At 69.0% G+C, this 15,579-nt stretch carries 14 protein-coding genes; 1 reads left to right on the forward strand and 13 read right to left on the reverse strand.

Annotated features, from left to right (window positions below):
* Positions 1 to 151: 151 nt before the first annotated feature.
* Positions 152 to 712: an Rv3235 family protein gene (locus tag A5760_RS00705; protein ID WP_231122508.1), complete on the forward strand. Its 561-nt coding sequence runs from the start codon at positions 152 to 154 to the stop codon at positions 710 to 712.
* A gap of 13 nt (positions 713 to 725) precedes the next feature.
* Here A5760_RS00705 and A5760_RS00710 read toward each other — a convergent pair whose 3' ends face one another.
* The 13 genes from A5760_RS00710 to A5760_RS25845 form a co-directional block, all read right to left on the reverse strand.
* Positions 726 to 1,880 (reverse strand): cation:proton antiporter, encoded by a 1,155-nt coding sequence (locus tag A5760_RS00710; RefSeq protein ID WP_064877155.1) that lies wholly within the window; start codon positions 1,878 to 1,880, stop codon positions 726 to 728.
* A gap of 4 nt (positions 1,881 to 1,884) precedes the next feature.
* On the reverse strand, positions 1,885 to 2,367 hold the full coding sequence (locus A5760_RS00715) for a cation:proton antiporter regulatory subunit (RefSeq protein WP_064877156.1): 483 nt from the start codon (positions 2,365 to 2,367) through the stop codon (positions 1,885 to 1,887).
* 57 nt (positions 2,368 to 2,424) lie between these two features.
* The gene (mddA, locus tag A5760_RS00720; RefSeq protein WP_064877184.1) at positions 2,425 to 3,192 is read right to left on the reverse strand and encodes a methanethiol S-methyltransferase; all 768 of its coding nucleotides are present in this window, start codon (positions 3,190 to 3,192) and stop codon (positions 2,425 to 2,427) included.
* Positions 3,193 to 3,240: 48 nt separating this feature from the next.
* On the reverse strand, positions 3,241 to 4,794 hold the full coding sequence (locus tag A5760_RS00725; RefSeq protein ID WP_064877185.1) for an HD domain-containing phosphohydrolase: 1,554 nt from the start codon (positions 4,792 to 4,794) through the stop codon (positions 3,241 to 3,243).
* A 33-nt stretch (positions 4,795 to 4,827) separates the two neighbouring features.
* Positions 4,828 to 5,574, reverse strand: a complete 747-nt coding sequence (locus A5760_RS00730) for a hypothetical protein (protein WP_064877157.1) — start codon at positions 5,572 to 5,574, stop codon at positions 4,828 to 4,830.
* 161 nt (positions 5,575 to 5,735) lie between these two features.
* Positions 5,736 to 8,564, reverse strand: coding sequence for a preprotein translocase subunit SecA (secA, locus tag A5760_RS00735; RefSeq protein WP_064877158.1), 2,829 nt, complete (start codon positions 8,562 to 8,564; stop codon positions 5,736 to 5,738).
* Positions 8,565 to 8,699: 135 nt separating this feature from the next.
* Entirely contained in the window at positions 8,700 to 9,365 is a 666-nt protein-coding gene (hpf, locus tag A5760_RS00740; protein ID WP_064877159.1) for a ribosome hibernation-promoting factor, HPF/YfiA family, read from the reverse strand.
* A gap of 332 nt (positions 9,366 to 9,697) precedes the next feature.
* Positions 9,698 to 10,330, reverse strand: a complete 633-nt coding sequence (locus A5760_RS00745; RefSeq protein ID WP_064877160.1) for a ComF family protein — start codon at positions 10,328 to 10,330, stop codon at positions 9,698 to 9,700.
* A 106-nt stretch (positions 10,331 to 10,436) separates the two neighbouring features.
* The gene (lpqB, locus tag A5760_RS00750) at positions 10,437 to 12,191 is read right to left on the reverse strand and encodes an MtrAB system accessory lipoprotein LpqB (protein ID WP_196771929.1); all 1,755 of its coding nucleotides are present in this window, start codon (positions 12,189 to 12,191) and stop codon (positions 10,437 to 10,439) included.
* The gene (mtrB, locus tag A5760_RS00755; protein ID WP_082279269.1) at positions 12,191 to 13,867 is read right to left on the reverse strand and encodes an MtrAB system histidine kinase MtrB; all 1,677 of its coding nucleotides are present in this window, start codon (positions 13,865 to 13,867) and stop codon (positions 12,191 to 12,193) included. The genes lpqB and mtrB overlap by 1 nt, the downstream gene beginning before the upstream one ends.
* 46 nt (positions 13,868 to 13,913) lie before the next feature.
* Positions 13,914 to 14,600 (reverse strand): two-component system response regulator MtrA, encoded by a 687-nt coding sequence (mtrA, locus tag A5760_RS00760; RefSeq protein WP_007168097.1) that lies wholly within the window; start codon positions 14,598 to 14,600, stop codon positions 13,914 to 13,916.
* Positions 14,601 to 14,711: 111 nt separating this feature from the next.
* Positions 14,712 to 15,368 (reverse strand): dTMP kinase, encoded by a 657-nt coding sequence (locus A5760_RS00765; protein ID WP_064877163.1) that lies wholly within the window; start codon positions 15,366 to 15,368, stop codon positions 14,712 to 14,714.
* 58 nt (positions 15,369 to 15,426) lie between these two features.
* A partial coding sequence (locus tag A5760_RS25845; protein ID WP_196771930.1) for an adenosylhomocysteinase occupies positions 15,427 to 15,579 on the reverse strand: 153 nt, incomplete at its 5' end.

Below are 15,579 nucleotides of genomic sequence, written 5' to 3' on the forward strand. Positions count from 1 at the left end.
CCGATGTCCCGCCCACGGTAACCGTGTGGCCGTACACAAGTCAGCGTGGGTACGCGTGCGGTCGAGTTGTGCCATGATGACCACTGACTAACCACCGTCTGCCCCTCTCCAGCAGGCTCAAAGGTCCGGCCGAAGAGTTGGAGAGTGCGCGTTGAACACTAGTCCTGCTGCGAATCCACCTGACGCTTTCACCGTCATACCAGTCGTCGACTACGAGCCGCCGACGCAGGACGCGCCGCACACCGTCGCGCAGTGCCGGCAATCCTCGCGCCCCGCGTTGCGCCGCCGTAGCAGCCACGCGCCGCCGCGGTCCTACACCGGGCAGCCCAGCAGGGCGCCGGCGCCTGATCCCGGCGCGGCAATGTCCCCGCGGCTGCGCCAGGCCGCCATCTTCGCCGACGCGGCGCTGCGCCGGGTGCTGGAGGTCATCGACCGTCGCCGGCCCGCGGCCCAGTTGAATCCGCTGCTGGCGCCGAGCCTGGTGGATTCGGTGGCCGCGGTTGGCCGTTCGGCCGCGGGCCGTAACCGGGGCGCCGCGGTGTTGCGCCGGATGCGGCTACAGGCGGCCGGTCACCGTGACCCGGACTCGGCCGCCGAGGTCTTCGGTTCCTACAGCCGCGGGAACCGGATCCACGCCATCGCCTGCCGCGTCGAACAGGTCAGCGCCGCGGGCGGCAACCGGTGGATGGTGGTGGCCCTGCACATCGGGTGACGGCGGCCACCGGTCAGGCCGCCGGTGCTCCGGCCGCCCGAGGACCGCCCGTGTAGCGGGTGAGGACGGGCCCCGCGATCGCCATGATGAAAACGTAGGACGTCGCGAGCGCCGCGACCGCGGGCAGCGACTTGCCGGCCAATCCGATGATGATCAACGAGAACTCGCCTCGCGCGATCAGCGCGGTGCCCGCGCGCAGTTGCCCGCGCCGCGCCACCCCGTCGTGCCGCGCGGCGAAGATCCCGGTGGCCACCTTGGTCGCCGCCGACACAGCGGCCAAGATCAGCGCCGCCGGAAGCATCGGGACCAACTCGTGCGGGTCCACCGAGTAGCCGATCGCCAGGAAGAAGATGGCGGCGAACAGGTCGCGCAGCGGGCTCAGCACCTGACGGGCCCGCTCGGCCGTCTCGCCGGTCAGGGTGAGGCCCACCAGGAAAGCGCCGACCGCGGCCGAGGCGTGCAGGAACTCCGCCATCGCCGCCACGATCAGGGTGATGCCCATCACCCGCAGCATCAACTGCTCGGAGTCGGGGTGTTGCACGAGCCGCTCCACGTGGTGACCCCACCGGTACGACGCGGCGAACGCCGCCACCAGAGCGCCCACCGCCACGGCCATGCCACCGACGGCGTGCAGCCACCCGCCGCCCGACGCCAGGACCGCGAAGAGCGGCAGATAGGCGGCCATCGCGAAGTCCTCGAGCACCAGCACCGACAGCACCGCCGGCGTCTCCCGGTTGCCGAGCCGCTGCAGGTCCTCCAGCAGCCGGGCGATGACGCCCGAGGAGGAGATGTAGGTGACACCGGCCAGACACAAGATGGCCACGCCGTCCAATCCCAGTAGCCAGCCGGCGATCGCGCCGGGGGCGGCGTTGAGGACGATGTCGACGGCCGCCGACGGCAGGTGGTGGCGCATGCTGCTGGAGAATTCGGTCACCGAGAACTCGCAGCCCAGGGTTAGCAGCAGCAACACGACGCCGATGGGTGCGCTGGTGGTGATGAACTGGCCACCGGCGGACACCGGCAGGATGCCCCCGTTGCCCAGGGCCAGGCCCGCCAGCAAGTAAACGGGAATGGGCGACAGTGCGAATCGCCTTGCGGCGGCACCCAATACGGCCAGAGTGGCCAGGAGGGCGCCGAGTTGCAAAAGCAGCGTCCCCGAAATCTGCACCGGCTCAGCCTTTGTCGATTATCTTCTCGACGCCCGCGATGCCGTCTTCGGTGCCAATCACGATCAGAACGTCTTGGACGTGCAGCATCTCGGCGGGTCCGGGTGAGGCGAGCACTTCCTCGTTGCGCACGATCGCCACGATGGACGCGCCGGTGCGGGTGCGCGCCCGGGTGTCTCCCAGCGGGTGATCCACGAAGGGGCTGCCGGCCAGGATGTGCACCTGGCCCGTCTCGAGCCCGGGGATCTCGCGGGCCAGCTCGGTGAATCGCTCGGCGATCCGCGGCGCCCCCAGGATCTGGGCTACGGCCTCGGCCTCCTGGTCGTTGAGGTGCAGCAGCGGCCGGGCCTCGTCCGGATCTTCCCGGGCGTACACGACGACGTCGAAATCGCCGCTGCGCCGCGCGATGATGCCGATGCGGTCGCCCTTCTGATCGGTGAATTCGTAGCGAAGACCGACCCCGGGGAGCAACACCTCCTTGACATCCATACCGTCAATCCTGACAGGTCGACGGGGGCTGCCGGAAGCGGATGGAGGCAAAGAGCCTCAGCCCGGGGCGTCCGCCGGTCGGCTGGGGCCGCCGCGCGCCCGGCGTCCCAGCGGCAGCAACCTCGGTACCTCGCGGCGGTAGTTGAGATAGTCATCGCCCAGCGCCTCCACCAGGTCGTGCTCCTCGATCCGGGTGGCGACCAGGATGTAACCCGTCATCACGATCGAGAAGAGCAGGTGTCCGGCCGTCATGGTGGGGGCCGCCCAGAAGGCGATGATGAAACCGAGCATGAGCGGGTGGCGGACCAGCCGATAAAGCATCCGAACGTGAAAAGCTATGTGCGTGTAGGGTTTTCCGCGCCACTCCAGATACACCTGCCGGAGCCCGAACAGGTCGAAATGGTTGATCATGAACGTCGACGCCAGGGCGATCACCCAGCCGAGCCAGAACAGCGTCCACAAGGCCAGGCGCCCGGCCGGTAGTTCCACCTTCCAGATGACGGCCGGCATCGTTCGCCATTGCCAATAGAGCAGCACCAGCACGGCGTTGGACAGCATCACGTAGGTGCTGCGCTCTATCGACGACGGCACCACCCGGGTCCACCACGCCTTGAACCCGGGGCGCGCCATGACGCTGTGCTGCAGGCCGAACAGACCGAGCAGCAGCATGTTGACCAACACCGCCTCGCCGATGGGCGCCGTCAGCCCGCGGTCGACCGTCCGCGGCACCCAGAAGTTGCCGATGAAGGCGACGAGGTACAGAAATACGGCAAGAAAGAGCAGATAAGCGGCCGCGCCGTAGCCGACCGTCAGGTAACGCTTCATTAGCTGATTGTGCGCCTGATCGGCCGCGAAGAACATGGGGCGATTGCCTCATCGCCCGGCGAGCACCAGCCCGTGCTGCAGGGCATACATGCTGGCGCCGATGCGGTTCGAGACGCCGATCTTGGCGTACGTTCGCTCGACGTGATTGCGGGCGGTTTTCTCGCTGATCACCAGCGCCGCCGCGATCTCCTTGTTGGACGCGCCGCGCGCGACCAGGCACAACACCTCGATCTCCCGGGGGGTCAGACCGTCCGGTCGCAGGGCCGGCCGTTGCGCGGGTTGTCCCGCCGCGCGCAGCACCGCCTCGACGGCGACCGATTCGAGCTCGCCGGCCTGCGCTCGCCCGCGCAGCCGGCGCGCGGCCGCGGCGGGCATCATCTGTTCGCGATACGGCCGGGGCTCGCAGGCGGACTGGTAGCAGACGGCGGCGGCCAGGATGCGGTCCGGCAGGCCCAGCGCGGCCCCGGCCAGGCCGCGCGGATATCCCGACCCGTCGAGGCATTCGTGGTGATTTCCGGCGACCTCGGCCAGCCGCGCAAGGCCCGGCACCTGGTTGAGGATGCGCACAGTCAGATACGGATGCAGCCGCACCCGCTCGAACTCCGACGCGCTCAACGGCCCTTGCCGGGACCAGATCTGATTCGACACCCCGATGCGGCCCACATCGTGGACATGACCGGCGCGCCGGGTCAGCGCGACCGCGTCGGGGCCGAGACCGGCGGCCACCGCGGCCTCGCCGGCGAGCCGGGCCACCGCGCGTGAATGTCCAAGTGTGAAAGGGCATTTCAGGTCGACGAAGTCGCCCAGCGCAACAAGCAGAGCGTCCAGGGACTGATCGTCGAGCCGCTGCTGGCGATCGGGCGCCTCGCGCAACGCGGCCGCCCACGCGTCGCCGGCCGGCGGGCCGCCCAGGATCGCGTCCGCGTCGCGGACGAAGGCGTCGGCCACCTGGGGATCGAACTGCCCGCCGCGTCGGGCGCTGACCATGGCGACGGCCCCGGCGACGCCGTAGGTGCGGTGGTGCACCTCGACCATGTCGGCGAGCTGGGCGATGCGCATCTGAATCGGGATGGCGTCGCCCCGGGCGCCGGCCGGCAGCCCGCCGCCGTCGTAGCGCTCGAACGCGAACGCGAGCGCGGCCTGCACGTTGGGGCCCAAGCCAATTCGGTGGGCCAGCAGCGCCGCGGACGCGCAGTGCGAGTGGATCAAGCTGGAGATGTGACCCCGCGCGTTGGCGAACAGCGTTGCCATCACGCTGATCCGGTGCGCCAACGGCTGGCCGCGGCCCACATTGCTCGCCAGGAAGCGCAGGTAGGGAATTCCGGACCAGTCGACCAGGTACGAGTCATGGCGCACGGCGATGTCGTCGCCGAACCACCGTGCGTACTCGTGGGAGTCCGCGTGGCAGCCGATCCACATGATCAGCGTCGTGTAGTAAACACAGTCTCGCTGGTCGGCGTCCAGGCCGAGCCGGTCGGCCAGCCTGGTCGCGATCAGTGCGGACCGGAGCATGTGCTCGGCGGGCTGGCCCAGGCCGAGGTCGATCGCCACCGACAGCGCAGCCAGCAACTCCGCGCGGGTCGGCAATTCGGGCTCCGACATGAGGTTCATTGTGCCCAGCTAATCGGCGTCTGGTCACCCGATTGGGATAGTGCGTCGCACCGCCTCATGCCGCGCCGCGTCGAACGTCTCGAAATGGCCGGAGCCCACCACGAACACGCCACGTTGCGGCGGCCGGAAGCCGGCCAGCCTCGGCTGCCGGGGTAGCGGTCCCACCGGTCCCAGGTCCACATCGCGCAGCACCGCACGCGAATGCGCCACCGCCCACACCCGCGCGGGCGCGATCATGAACCGCTGGCCGTTGGGTGCCGTTCCGGAAAGCCGGATCCGCCCGGCTCGCAGCGTCGGGCCTGCGACCCGGCCGAGCACGGCCAGGGCCGCTCGGTTGGTCCAGGCGCGCGCCGGTAACCGTCCGCCGACCGCGCTCATCAGTCGCGTCGACGCGGTGGCGCGGATATTGATCTGCCAGGCAAGCAGATTCGGGATCTCGACGAACAGCGACCACGGGGTGACCCAGGCGACGTCGATGTCGCATTGGACGGCGTCGCGCGGGGTGGCCGCGCTGAAGAACCGGGCGCAGCTCTGCGGCCCCGGTGTCGTCGCGTAAAACGTCCAGACGCCGTCGGGGTCGCGGTGCCACACCGATCGATAGCCGGGCGAGAACGACGTGGCCGGAAATTCCCGCAGCGCCAGGTAATGTCCGCCGGCGAACGGCAGCCCCATCACGCCGAAGCCGACGAATCGCTCGTCGCTTCCGGCGGGCAGGGCGGGATGTTGCAGGACGGCGGTGGCGGCGTCCAGCGGGGTGCGCGAACTGGTCATACACGAATGCTGCGCGCGATCACCGCCGCGGCACATGGGGCGGATGCCTCAAATCGCGCGCCGCCCCGCCGAGTGTGAAGGTAGCTTCACGCTGGGCGCCGAACGTGAAGATAACTTCACACTCGGCGCAGCGCGGCCAAACCAGGCCAGGCCAGAAGCGGCTAGCGCCGCTTGACCGACTTGGGTGGCTTGGCGCCGCGGCCCTGTTGCCGCGCGGCGGCGCGCCGCTCGCGCCGGCTGGCGCCACCGGGCACCCCGGCCGGCGCTTTGCCGTCGCCGCCGTTGCGCTGCACCGCCGCCGTGCCGTCCTCGGACGGGCCGGAGTACGTCATGGCCGGCGCTTCATTGTCAATTCCCTTGGCGCGCAACTGGGTTGGGGCCTCTTCGCGCACGGCCGTCGCGGTGCTGCCCTGCTGCCCGGCCGCGGCGGTGGCGAACTCCTCCAGCCCCTCCGGCGCTTCGACCGGCGCGACCTGCGGGCTGGGCACCGCCTCGACGGTGACATTGAACAGGAACCCGACCGACTCCTCCTTCATGCCGTCGAGCATCGCCATGAACATGTCGTAGCCCTCGCGCTGGTACTCCACCAGCGGATCGCGCTGCGCCATCGCGCGCAGCCCGATGCCCTCCTTCAGATAGTCCATCTCGTAGAGGTGCTCGCGCCATTTGCGGTCGATGACGTTGAGCAGCACGTTGCGCTCCAGCTGACGCATCGCGCCCTCGCCTGCGATCTCCTCGAGCTCGGATTCCCTTGTGGCATAGGCATTTTCGGCGTCTTTGAGCAGTTCTTCAAGCAGTTCCTCACGGGTGAGGTCGTCGCGGTCGGAGTCCGCATCGGGGTGGGTCAGCGTCGCATGGTCGATGCCGACGGGGTACAGCGTCTTCAGCGCCGTCCACAGGGCTTCGAGGTCCCAGTCCTCGGCGTAGCCCTCGACGGTCGCGCCGTTGACGTACGCGGTCACCACGTCGCGGACCATGTCCAGCGCCTGCTCCTTGAGGTTCTCGCCCTCCAAGATGCGGCGGCGCTCGGCGTAGATCACCTTGCGCTGCTGGTTCATCACCTCGTCGTACTTGAGGACGTTCTTGCGGACCTCGAAGTTCTGCTGCTCCACCTGGGTCTGGGCGCTCTTGATCGCCCGGGTGACCATCTTGGCCTCGATCGGGACGTCGTCGGGCAGGTTCAGCCGGTTGAGCATCGCCTCGAGCGCGGCACCGTTGAACCGGCGCATGAGTTCGTCGCCCAGCGACAGGTAGAACCGCGACTCGCCCGGGTCGCCTTGGCGGCCGGACCGGCCGCGCAGCTGGTTGTCGATGCGGCGCGACTCGTGACGTTCGGTGCCCAGCACATACAGCCCGCCGGCCTCGATCACCTCTTCGGCCTCTTTGGCGGCCTCCGCCTTGACCTTGGGCAGCTCCTCGTGCCACGCCGCGTCGTACTCGTCGGGCGTCTCCACCGGGTCGAGGCCGCGCTCACGCAGCCGCAGGTCGGCGAGGAAGTCGGGGTTGCCGCCCAGCACGATGTCGGTGCCGCGGCCGGCCATGTTGGTGGCCACGGTGATGCCGCCGCGGCGGCCCGCCACCGCGACGATGGTCGCCTCCTGCTCGTGGAACTTCGCGTTCAGCACGTTGTGCGGCACGCGGCGCTTCTGGAACTGCCGCGACAGGTACTCCGAGCGCTCGACGCTGGTGGTACCGATCAGCACCGGCTGACCCTTCTCGTAGCGCTCGACGACGTCGTCGACCACGGCGATGTACTTGGCTTCCTCGGTCTTGTAGATCAGGTCGGACTGGTCGGCGCGGATCATCGGCTTGTTGGTCGGGATGGGCACCACGCCCAGCTTGTAGATCTCGTGCAGCTCTGCCGCCTCGGTCTGAGCGGTACCGGTCATGCCGGCGAGCTTTTCGTAGAGCCGGAAGTAGTTCTGCAGCGTGATGGTGGCCAGGGTCTGGTTCTCGGCCTTGATCTCCACGTGCTCCTTGGCCTCGATGGCCTGGTGCATGCCCTCGTTGTAGCGGCGGCCGTACAGCACGCGGCCGGTGAACTCGTCGACGATCAGGACCTCGCCGTCGCGCACGATGTAGTCCTTGTCGCGGTTGAACAGCTCCTTGGCCTTCAGCGCGTTGTTGAGGTAGCTGACCAGCGGCGAGTTGGCGGCCTCGTAGAGGTTGTCGATGCCGAGCTGGTCCTCGACGAATTCCACGCCCAGCTCGTGCACGCCGACGGTGCGCTTGCGCAGGTCCACCTCGTAGTGGGTGTCCTTCTCCATCAGCGGCGCCAGCCGGGCGAACTCGCTGTACCAGTTCGACGCGCCGTCGGCGGGGCCGGAGATGATCAGCGGGGTGCGGGCCTCGTCGATCAGGATGGAGTCGACCTCGTCGACGATGGCGTAGTTGTGCCCACGCTGCACCAGATCGTCGAGCGAATGCGCCATGTTGTCGCGCAGGTAGTCGAAGCCGAACTCGTTGTTGGTGCCGTAGGTGATGTCCGCGTTGTAGGCCACCCGGCGCTCGTCGGGCGTCATCTGCGCGAGGATCACCCCGACGTCCAGGCCGAGGAAGCGGTGCACGCGGCCCATCCACTCGCTGTCACGTTTGGCCAGGTAGTCGTTGACGGTGACGATGTGCACGCCCTTACCGCCGATGCCGTTGAGGTAGGCCGGCAACACCGAGGTCAGGGTCTTGCCCTCACCGGTCTTCATCTCGGCGACGTTGCCGAAGTGCAGCGCCGCGCCGCCCATCAGCTGCACGTCGAACGGGCGCTGGTCGAGCACCCGCCAGGCCGCCTCCCGGGCCACCGCGAAGGCCTCGGGCAGCAGGTCGTCGAGGCTTTCGCCGTCGGCGTGCCGCTTCTTGAACTCGTCGGTTTTGGCCCGCAACTCGGCGTCGGTGAGCTTCTCGATCTCGTCGGACAAGGTGTTGACGTAGTCAGACACCCGCTTGAGACGCTTGAGCATGCGACCTTCGCCAAGGCGCAGCAACTTCGACAGCACAGCTATGTCCCCTGTTGGTAGGAGTCTTGCATTGAGCGACTCCCATGGTAGGCGACGGTCCGGTGATGGCCGCCGAAGCGGCGATCGCAAGCGCGGCAACGCCGGGCGTAGCGGGTCGCCGCCCGAGGAACCCCCTCAGGAGAGCCTGATCAGCCCGTAGTCGTAGGCGTGCCGTCGGTAGACCACGCACGGCCGTTCGGTCTGCTTGTCGTGGAACAAGAAGAAGTCGTGTCCGACGAGCTCCATCTCGTAGAGCGCCTCGTCCACCGTCATCGGCCTGGCCGGGTGCTCCTTGGTCCGCACGATCCGTCCGGGCTCGTGGTCGGCCTCCACGCCATCGGTCGGCGCATGCTCGGCCGGCTGGGGCTGCGGCGGGACGGGTGGCGGCACCGCGGTCGCGGCCGCCAGTGACACCGGGGTCTTGTCCCCGTAGTGAACCTTGCGGCGGTCCTTGACCCGACGCAGCCGGTTCTCCAGCTTGTCGACCGCGGACTCGAACGCGGCGTAGAAACTGTTGGCGCAGGCTTCCGCCCGTGTCACCGGGCCGCGGCCACGGGCGGTGATCTCCACGCGCTGACAGGATTTGCGCTGACGCCGGTTGGGCGCGTGCTTGAGCTCGACATCGAAAAGATAAATGGAGCGATCGAACCGCTCGAGGCGGGCGAGTTTTTGCGAGACGTACAGACGGTAATGATCGGGGATCTCTACGTTGCGGCCCTTGAACACAACGTCGGCGGTGGTTGTCGGTTGGGCTTGCCCATCGGTGACGGGCGGTTGGTCCAGAATCTGACCGGAATCCACGGATAGCCTTGACATACGTGACAACTCGTTTCTCTCTTCACGTCACACGCGCCCTGCGTGCCTGGCTGCTTGATGCGCCGACGAGGTGGGAGCGGTCGAGACTGGCTACCGCCGCAGGCTGCCCGCCGGAGCAAGGTGTCGATTACTCACCCCTTCCCGCGGATGGGTCTCACCTGGAGATTTTGCGACCAGTGAGTCAGACCGATGAGTCGTTCTTCGTTGTTTTCGACGTTAGCTCTTGTTCGCCTGCCGATGCCACTAATTTGGTCGAGCTGTTGCGAGTTCTTCACATGCCCTTGGCTCGTTCATGGGTTCGGCGCGGCCGCGGCCCATCACACCGCGGCGATCGCCAGCACCGCGGTGACCCGGACCCCGGCGGCGTGCAGGATCCGCACCGATTCGCGCGCCGTCGCTCCGGTGGTGACGATGTCGTCGACGACCATGACGTCGGCGCGCGGCGGCCGGCCGCGCAGCACCACCCGGCCGGCGACGTTGCGCTCGCGCGCGGCGGTGCCCAGGCCCACCGAGTCGCGTGTCAGTTCCCTGAGCCGCAGTACCGGCGCGACGGTGATATCCGGATGCCGCGCCACCGCGGCGCGCGCCAACCGGGCGACGGGGTCACCGCCGCGCCGCCGCGCTGCCGAGCGCCGGGTCGGTGCGGGCACCACCGTCAGCGGGGTCGGCACGATCCCCCACCACAACAGACGGTGCAGGCCGATGGCCAGCGCACGCGCCAGCGGGTCGACGAGGTCGGCGCGGCCCTGCTCCTTGAGCGCCAGGATCGCGTGCCGGCGGGCGTTGGCGTAACGGCCGAGCGCGAACACCGGGACTCCCGGGTCGATGCGCGGGTTCACCACATGCGGCTGATCGGCGGCCACGGACAGCTCGACGGCGCACGCGTCGCACCAGCGGGTCGACGGCGCGCCGCAGCCGCCGCATTCGGCGGGCAGGAACAGGTCGAGCATGGCGCCAGTGTGGCGGTCGGGTGTGACATGCCGCCGCGCTGGCGATCTCCGCTAGCCCGATGGCGGCGACCCGCTGCGCCCGGCTCCGCCGCGCTGGCGATCTCCGCTAGCCCGGCAGCACCGGCGCCGCCCCGGGCACCGTCAGCCCCGGCACCTCCGACCAGCCCTGCTGACCGTCGGCCGACGGCGAATACTGCAGCACCCCTTGGGGACCCGCGACGTAGGCCGTCGACGGGTTGGCGACCACCGTCGTGACCGGCATCTGCAAACCGTGCGGCGGCGCATCGGAGTTCACCCCGTCGATGTTCACGTAGGACACCGGATGGCTGACGTCGGTGCGGGTCACCACGATGTCGTCACCGGTGCGCCACGACAGCGACACCACCGAATTGCCCAACCCGAAACCGAGCCGGCGCGGGAAGGTCAGGGCGTACTGCCCCGCCTGGGTCTGCTCGACGCTGGCGAGAATCACCTGGCCGCCGATCACCATCGCGGCGCGGGTGCTGTCGCGGGACAACTGCAGGTCGGTGATCGGCCCGGGGAACCGGGTGGCAACCGCCACCGAATCCACCGGAAGGCGCGCGGGTTGCCCGGAGGCCGGCTCCTGGATCGCCCGCAACACGTTGTTGCCGTCGACCACCACCCAGACCACGTCGTCCAACGACCAGGTGGGGCGCGACAGGCTGTGCCCGTCGGCAGCCTGCACGGCTTCCTGGCCGAGGTCACCGATCCACAGGGACGCCGCCATGTCCGGGGCGCCGCGGTGCAGCGTCACCACCGACGCCACCTGCCGGCCGGTTCGCGACAGCGCGGCGCCGGTCTGGTCACCCACCCGCCCGAACGCGCCGGGCACCGTGACGGTGTGCTGGCCGTCCAGCGACACCAGCGAGCCGTTGACCAAAGCGTGCAGCCCCGCGCCCGCGCCGTCGGCCGCGCCGGGATCGGTGGCCGCGACATCGGAGGTGGTCCACCCGTCGCGGAACCGGTCGTCCAGCGGCGCGCCGTCGGCGCTGATCACGTACGGGCCCCGGATGTCGGCCCTGGCCAGCGTCCAAATGATCTGTGCCGCAAGCAATTGCCGGCTGTGCGGATCGGTGGTGGACAGCTTCTCCAGGTCAACGCGCGCCCCGCCGTATCCGCGCCCGATGCCGCTCTTGCCGCCGTCGGCCCGGGTCACCGGCCCGCGCAGCCGCAGTGGCGGGGCGAGCAGGTTGCGCACCGTGTGCGCCATCTCCGGCCGCGGCCCGGCGATCAGCTTGGAGATCAGCTCGGTGGCCAACTGGTCGTGGTCGGGCACCGCGACGTAACGCGGGTCGGGGACAACCGTTTTGCCGGTCGGGTCGGCGAAGTAGAGGGTGTTGCGCTTGTAGGTGGACTGGAACTGCTGCCAGTCTAGGAAGACCCCATTGGGTAACCGGTCGATGCGCCAGCCGCCGGAGGTCTTGACCAATTCGATCGGACCGGGGTCGGGCAGCACCCCCTCGGCGGTCTCGAACACCCCCACGTCGGACAACGACCCCAGGATGTCGGCCCGCATGGTCGCCGAAACACGTTCGGCCGCGCGGGTTTCAACGAACACCACGTGGTCGATCAGCAACGCGCTACCGGCGTCGTCCCAGGCGTTGGACGCCGACTGGGTGAGGAACTGCCGGGCGGCCAGGTGGCGGTTCGCGGGATCGGCTGTGGCCTTGAAGAATTCGCGCAGCAGTACGTCGGGGTCCATGCCCGGCGTCGGCTTGGGCAGGTTCGACGGCGCCGGCCGCTCGACGGTGCCGATGGCTTGCGGCGCCGACGAACTGGGCACCCCGGCGCAGCCGGCGAGCAACATGGCCAACATCAGCAGACCCAACAGCCGCCGCATCACAGGGTCCTCTCGGCGTGTTCGTGTTGGCGCGGACGGTCTTTCGCGTGCTGCGGGCCGGTCGTGGCGGGTTGCGGAATCGGCTTCATGGGCAGCGGGCTGGTGGTCACCTTGTGCCCGCGCACCAGCGGCAGTGTCAGCCGGAAGCACGAGCCGTCGCCCGGTTCGCCCCACGCCTCCAGCCGGCCCTGGTGCAGTCGCGCGTCCTCGATGCTGATGGCCAGGCCCAGCCCGGTGCCGCCGGAGCGGCGAACGCGCGACGGGTCGGCCCGCCAGAACCGGCTGAACACCAGCTTTTCCTCGCCGGGTCGCAGCCCGACGCCGTAGTCGCGGACGGTGACGGCCACCGTGTCCTCGTCGGCGGCCATCCGGATCTTCACCGGCTTGTGCTCGGCGTGGTCGATGGCGTTGGCGATCAGGTTGCGCAGGATGCGCTCCACCCGGCGGGTGTCGACCTCGGCGATCACCTCTTCGGTCGGCAGGTCCACCTTCAGCTCGATGCCGGCGTCTTCTGCCAGGTGTCCCACGTTGCCCAGCGCGCTCTGCACCGTGGTGCGCAGGTCGACCGCCTCGACGGACAGCTCCGCGACACCGGCGTCGTGCCGGGAGATTTCGAGCAGGTCGTTGAGCAACGACTCGAACCGGTCCAGCTCGTTGACCATCAGCTCAGTGGAGCGCGCCAGCGTCGGGTCCAGGTCCGCGCTGTGGTCATAGATCAGGTCGGCGGCCATCCGCACCGTCGTCAGCGGGGTGCGCAGTTCGTGGCTCACGTCAGAAGTGAAGCGGCGCTGCAGATTACCGAACTCCTCCAGCTGGGTGATCTGGCGCGACAGGCTCTCGGCCATGTCATTGAACGACATGGCCAGCCGCGCCATGTCGTCCTCGCCGCGCACCGGCATGCGTTCGGACAGGTGCCCTTCGGCGAACCGCTCGGCGATGCGCGACGCCGATCGCACCGGCACCACCACCTGCCGCGACACCAGCAGCGCGATCCCGGCCAGCAGCACCAGCAACACCGCGCCGCCGGTGATCATGGTGCCGCGCACCAGCTGGATAGTGGACTGCTCGTTCTTCAGTGGGAAGATCAGGTACAGCTCCAGGTTGGCCACCTGAGACGACGCGGGCGTGCCGACGATCAGCGCCGGCCCGGAGAACCCGTCGGTGTGCACGGCGGCGTACTGGTAGGACGCCTGCCCCGCCTTGACGAAGCCGCGCAGGGAAATGGGCACCTGGTCGACGGGACCGGCGGTGGTCGCGGCGCGCGGGCCGTCGCCCGGCACCATCAGCACCGCGTCGAAGGCGCCCGCCATCCCGGCACCCGAGGCCGGGTCGGTCTTGGAGGTCAGCGTGTTGCGCGCCAGCTGCAGGCTGCTGTCCAACGAGCGGGCCTCTTCGCCGTTGACGATCCCGCCCACGGTGGTGCGGGCCCGCTCGATCTGCTCGATGGCGGCCTTGACCTTGACGTCGAGCACGCGGTTGGTGACCTGACTGGTCAATACGAAGCCGAGCGCCAAGATGACGGCCAAGGACAGCCCTAGGGTCAGCGCCACCACCCGCAGCTGCAGCGAGCGCCGCCAGGCAATGGCCACGGCGCGACTCACCGCGCCCATGCCACGAGTCATGGGGCCGGAGCGTCCCCAGCGGCTTCGAGTGCGTCGCCGGGAGCCCCAGATCACTGCAGGTGCTCCTCCCTAACGCGACGCTTTACAACGTCGCCGCCGGTCACGGAGGTCCGGCCTTGTAACCCACTCCTCGAACGGTCAACACTACGGTCGGGTTTTCAGGGTCTTTCTCAACCTTGGCGCGCAGACGCTGGACGTGCACGTTCACCAGGCGAGTATCCGCCGGGTGACGATAGCCCCACACCTGTTCGAGCAGCACATCACGAGTAAACACCTGCCGCGGTTTGCGCGCCAACGCCACCAGCAAGTCGAACTCCAGCGGTGTCAGGGAGATCTGCTCACCGTTGCGCGTGACCTTGTGCGCCGGCACGTCGATCTCGACGTCGGCGATGGACAGCATCTCGGCGGGCTCGTCGTCGTTGCGCCGCAGCCGCGCCCGCACCCGGGCCACCAGCTCCTTCGGCTTGAAGGGCTTCATGATGTAGTCGTCGGCACCCGACTCGAGGCCAAGGACCACGTCGACGGTGTCGGTCTTGGCGGTCAGCATCACGATCGGCACGCCGGAGTCGGCGCGCAACACCCGGCACACGTCGATGCCGTTCATGCCGGGCAGCATCAGGTCCAACAACACCAGATCGGGGCGCAGCTCGCGCACCGCAGTCAGGGCCTGGGTGCCGTCACCGATGACCGCAGTGTCGAAACCCTCACCCCGCAACACGATGGTCAACATCTCGGCGAGCGAAGCGTCGTCATCGACGACGAGAATCCTTTGCCTCATGGAGTCCATGGTGTCACCAGATCGGGACAAAATTGGGGCGCCACACGGGCGTTTCTTGGCCCGATGGCCAATTTTGGATGCAAATTCCGTTAATTTCGCTTATTTCTCCGCCGCCGCGCGTCAGTCCCGTGCTGCCCCGGCGCCCTCGGCGCCGGTCAACATGGCGGCCAGCCGCCTCGGATCGGCGTGCGCGTCGACGCTCAACCAGGGACCACCCCAGCCCGCGGCGGCGAGTTCGGCGTAGACCGCGCCGGTGCGTTGCTGCAGCCCGTCGTCGCGTTCGTAGCTGTCGCGGGCGCGGCCCGGATCGGCCTCCGCCCGGCTGCGGGCGCGCTGCCCGGCCAGCTCGGCCGGCACCGCGAGCAGCACCTGCCAGTCGGGCGCGGGCAGCCCGAGCCGCCGGTACTCCAGCGCGTGTATCCACTCCACGGCCGGCCCGGCCGCGTCCTGGTGCAGACGTGCGGCGGTGTAGGCCGCGTTGGAGGCGACGTAGCGATCCATGATCACCACGTCGTGCTCGCGGCGCAGCGCCTCGATTTCGCCGACCGCCCCGGCACGGTCCAGCGCGAAGAGTGTCGCCATCGCGTAGACCGACGACGCGAGGTCGCCGTGCTCGCCGTGCAGGGCCTCGGCCGCGATGTCGGCCGTCACCGATCGCCCGTACCGCGGGAAGGCCAGCATGGCCACCGACTTGCCGTCCGCCTGAAAAAGGTTGCGAAGCTTGTCCGTCAGCGTCCGCTTGCCGGCGCCGTCAATGCCCTCGATCGCGATCAGCACGGCGCGAGCCTATCGCCGCCGAGTGCCGCGCCGGCGCGACACTCGGCGGCCGGGCGGCTCAGTAGCGGTAGTGGTCGGCCTTGTAGGGGCCGTCGACGTCGACGCCGATGTACTCTGCCTGCTCCTTGGTGAGCTTGGTCAGCTCGCCACCCAGCGCCTCCACGTGGATGCGCGCCACCTTCTCGTCCAGGTGCTTGGGCAGCCGGTACAC

It is taken from the genome of Mycobacterium colombiense, from assembly GCF_001665835.1.
Taxonomy (GTDB): domain Bacteria; phylum Actinomycetota; class Actinomycetes; order Mycobacteriales; family Mycobacteriaceae; genus Mycobacterium; species Mycobacterium colombiense_A.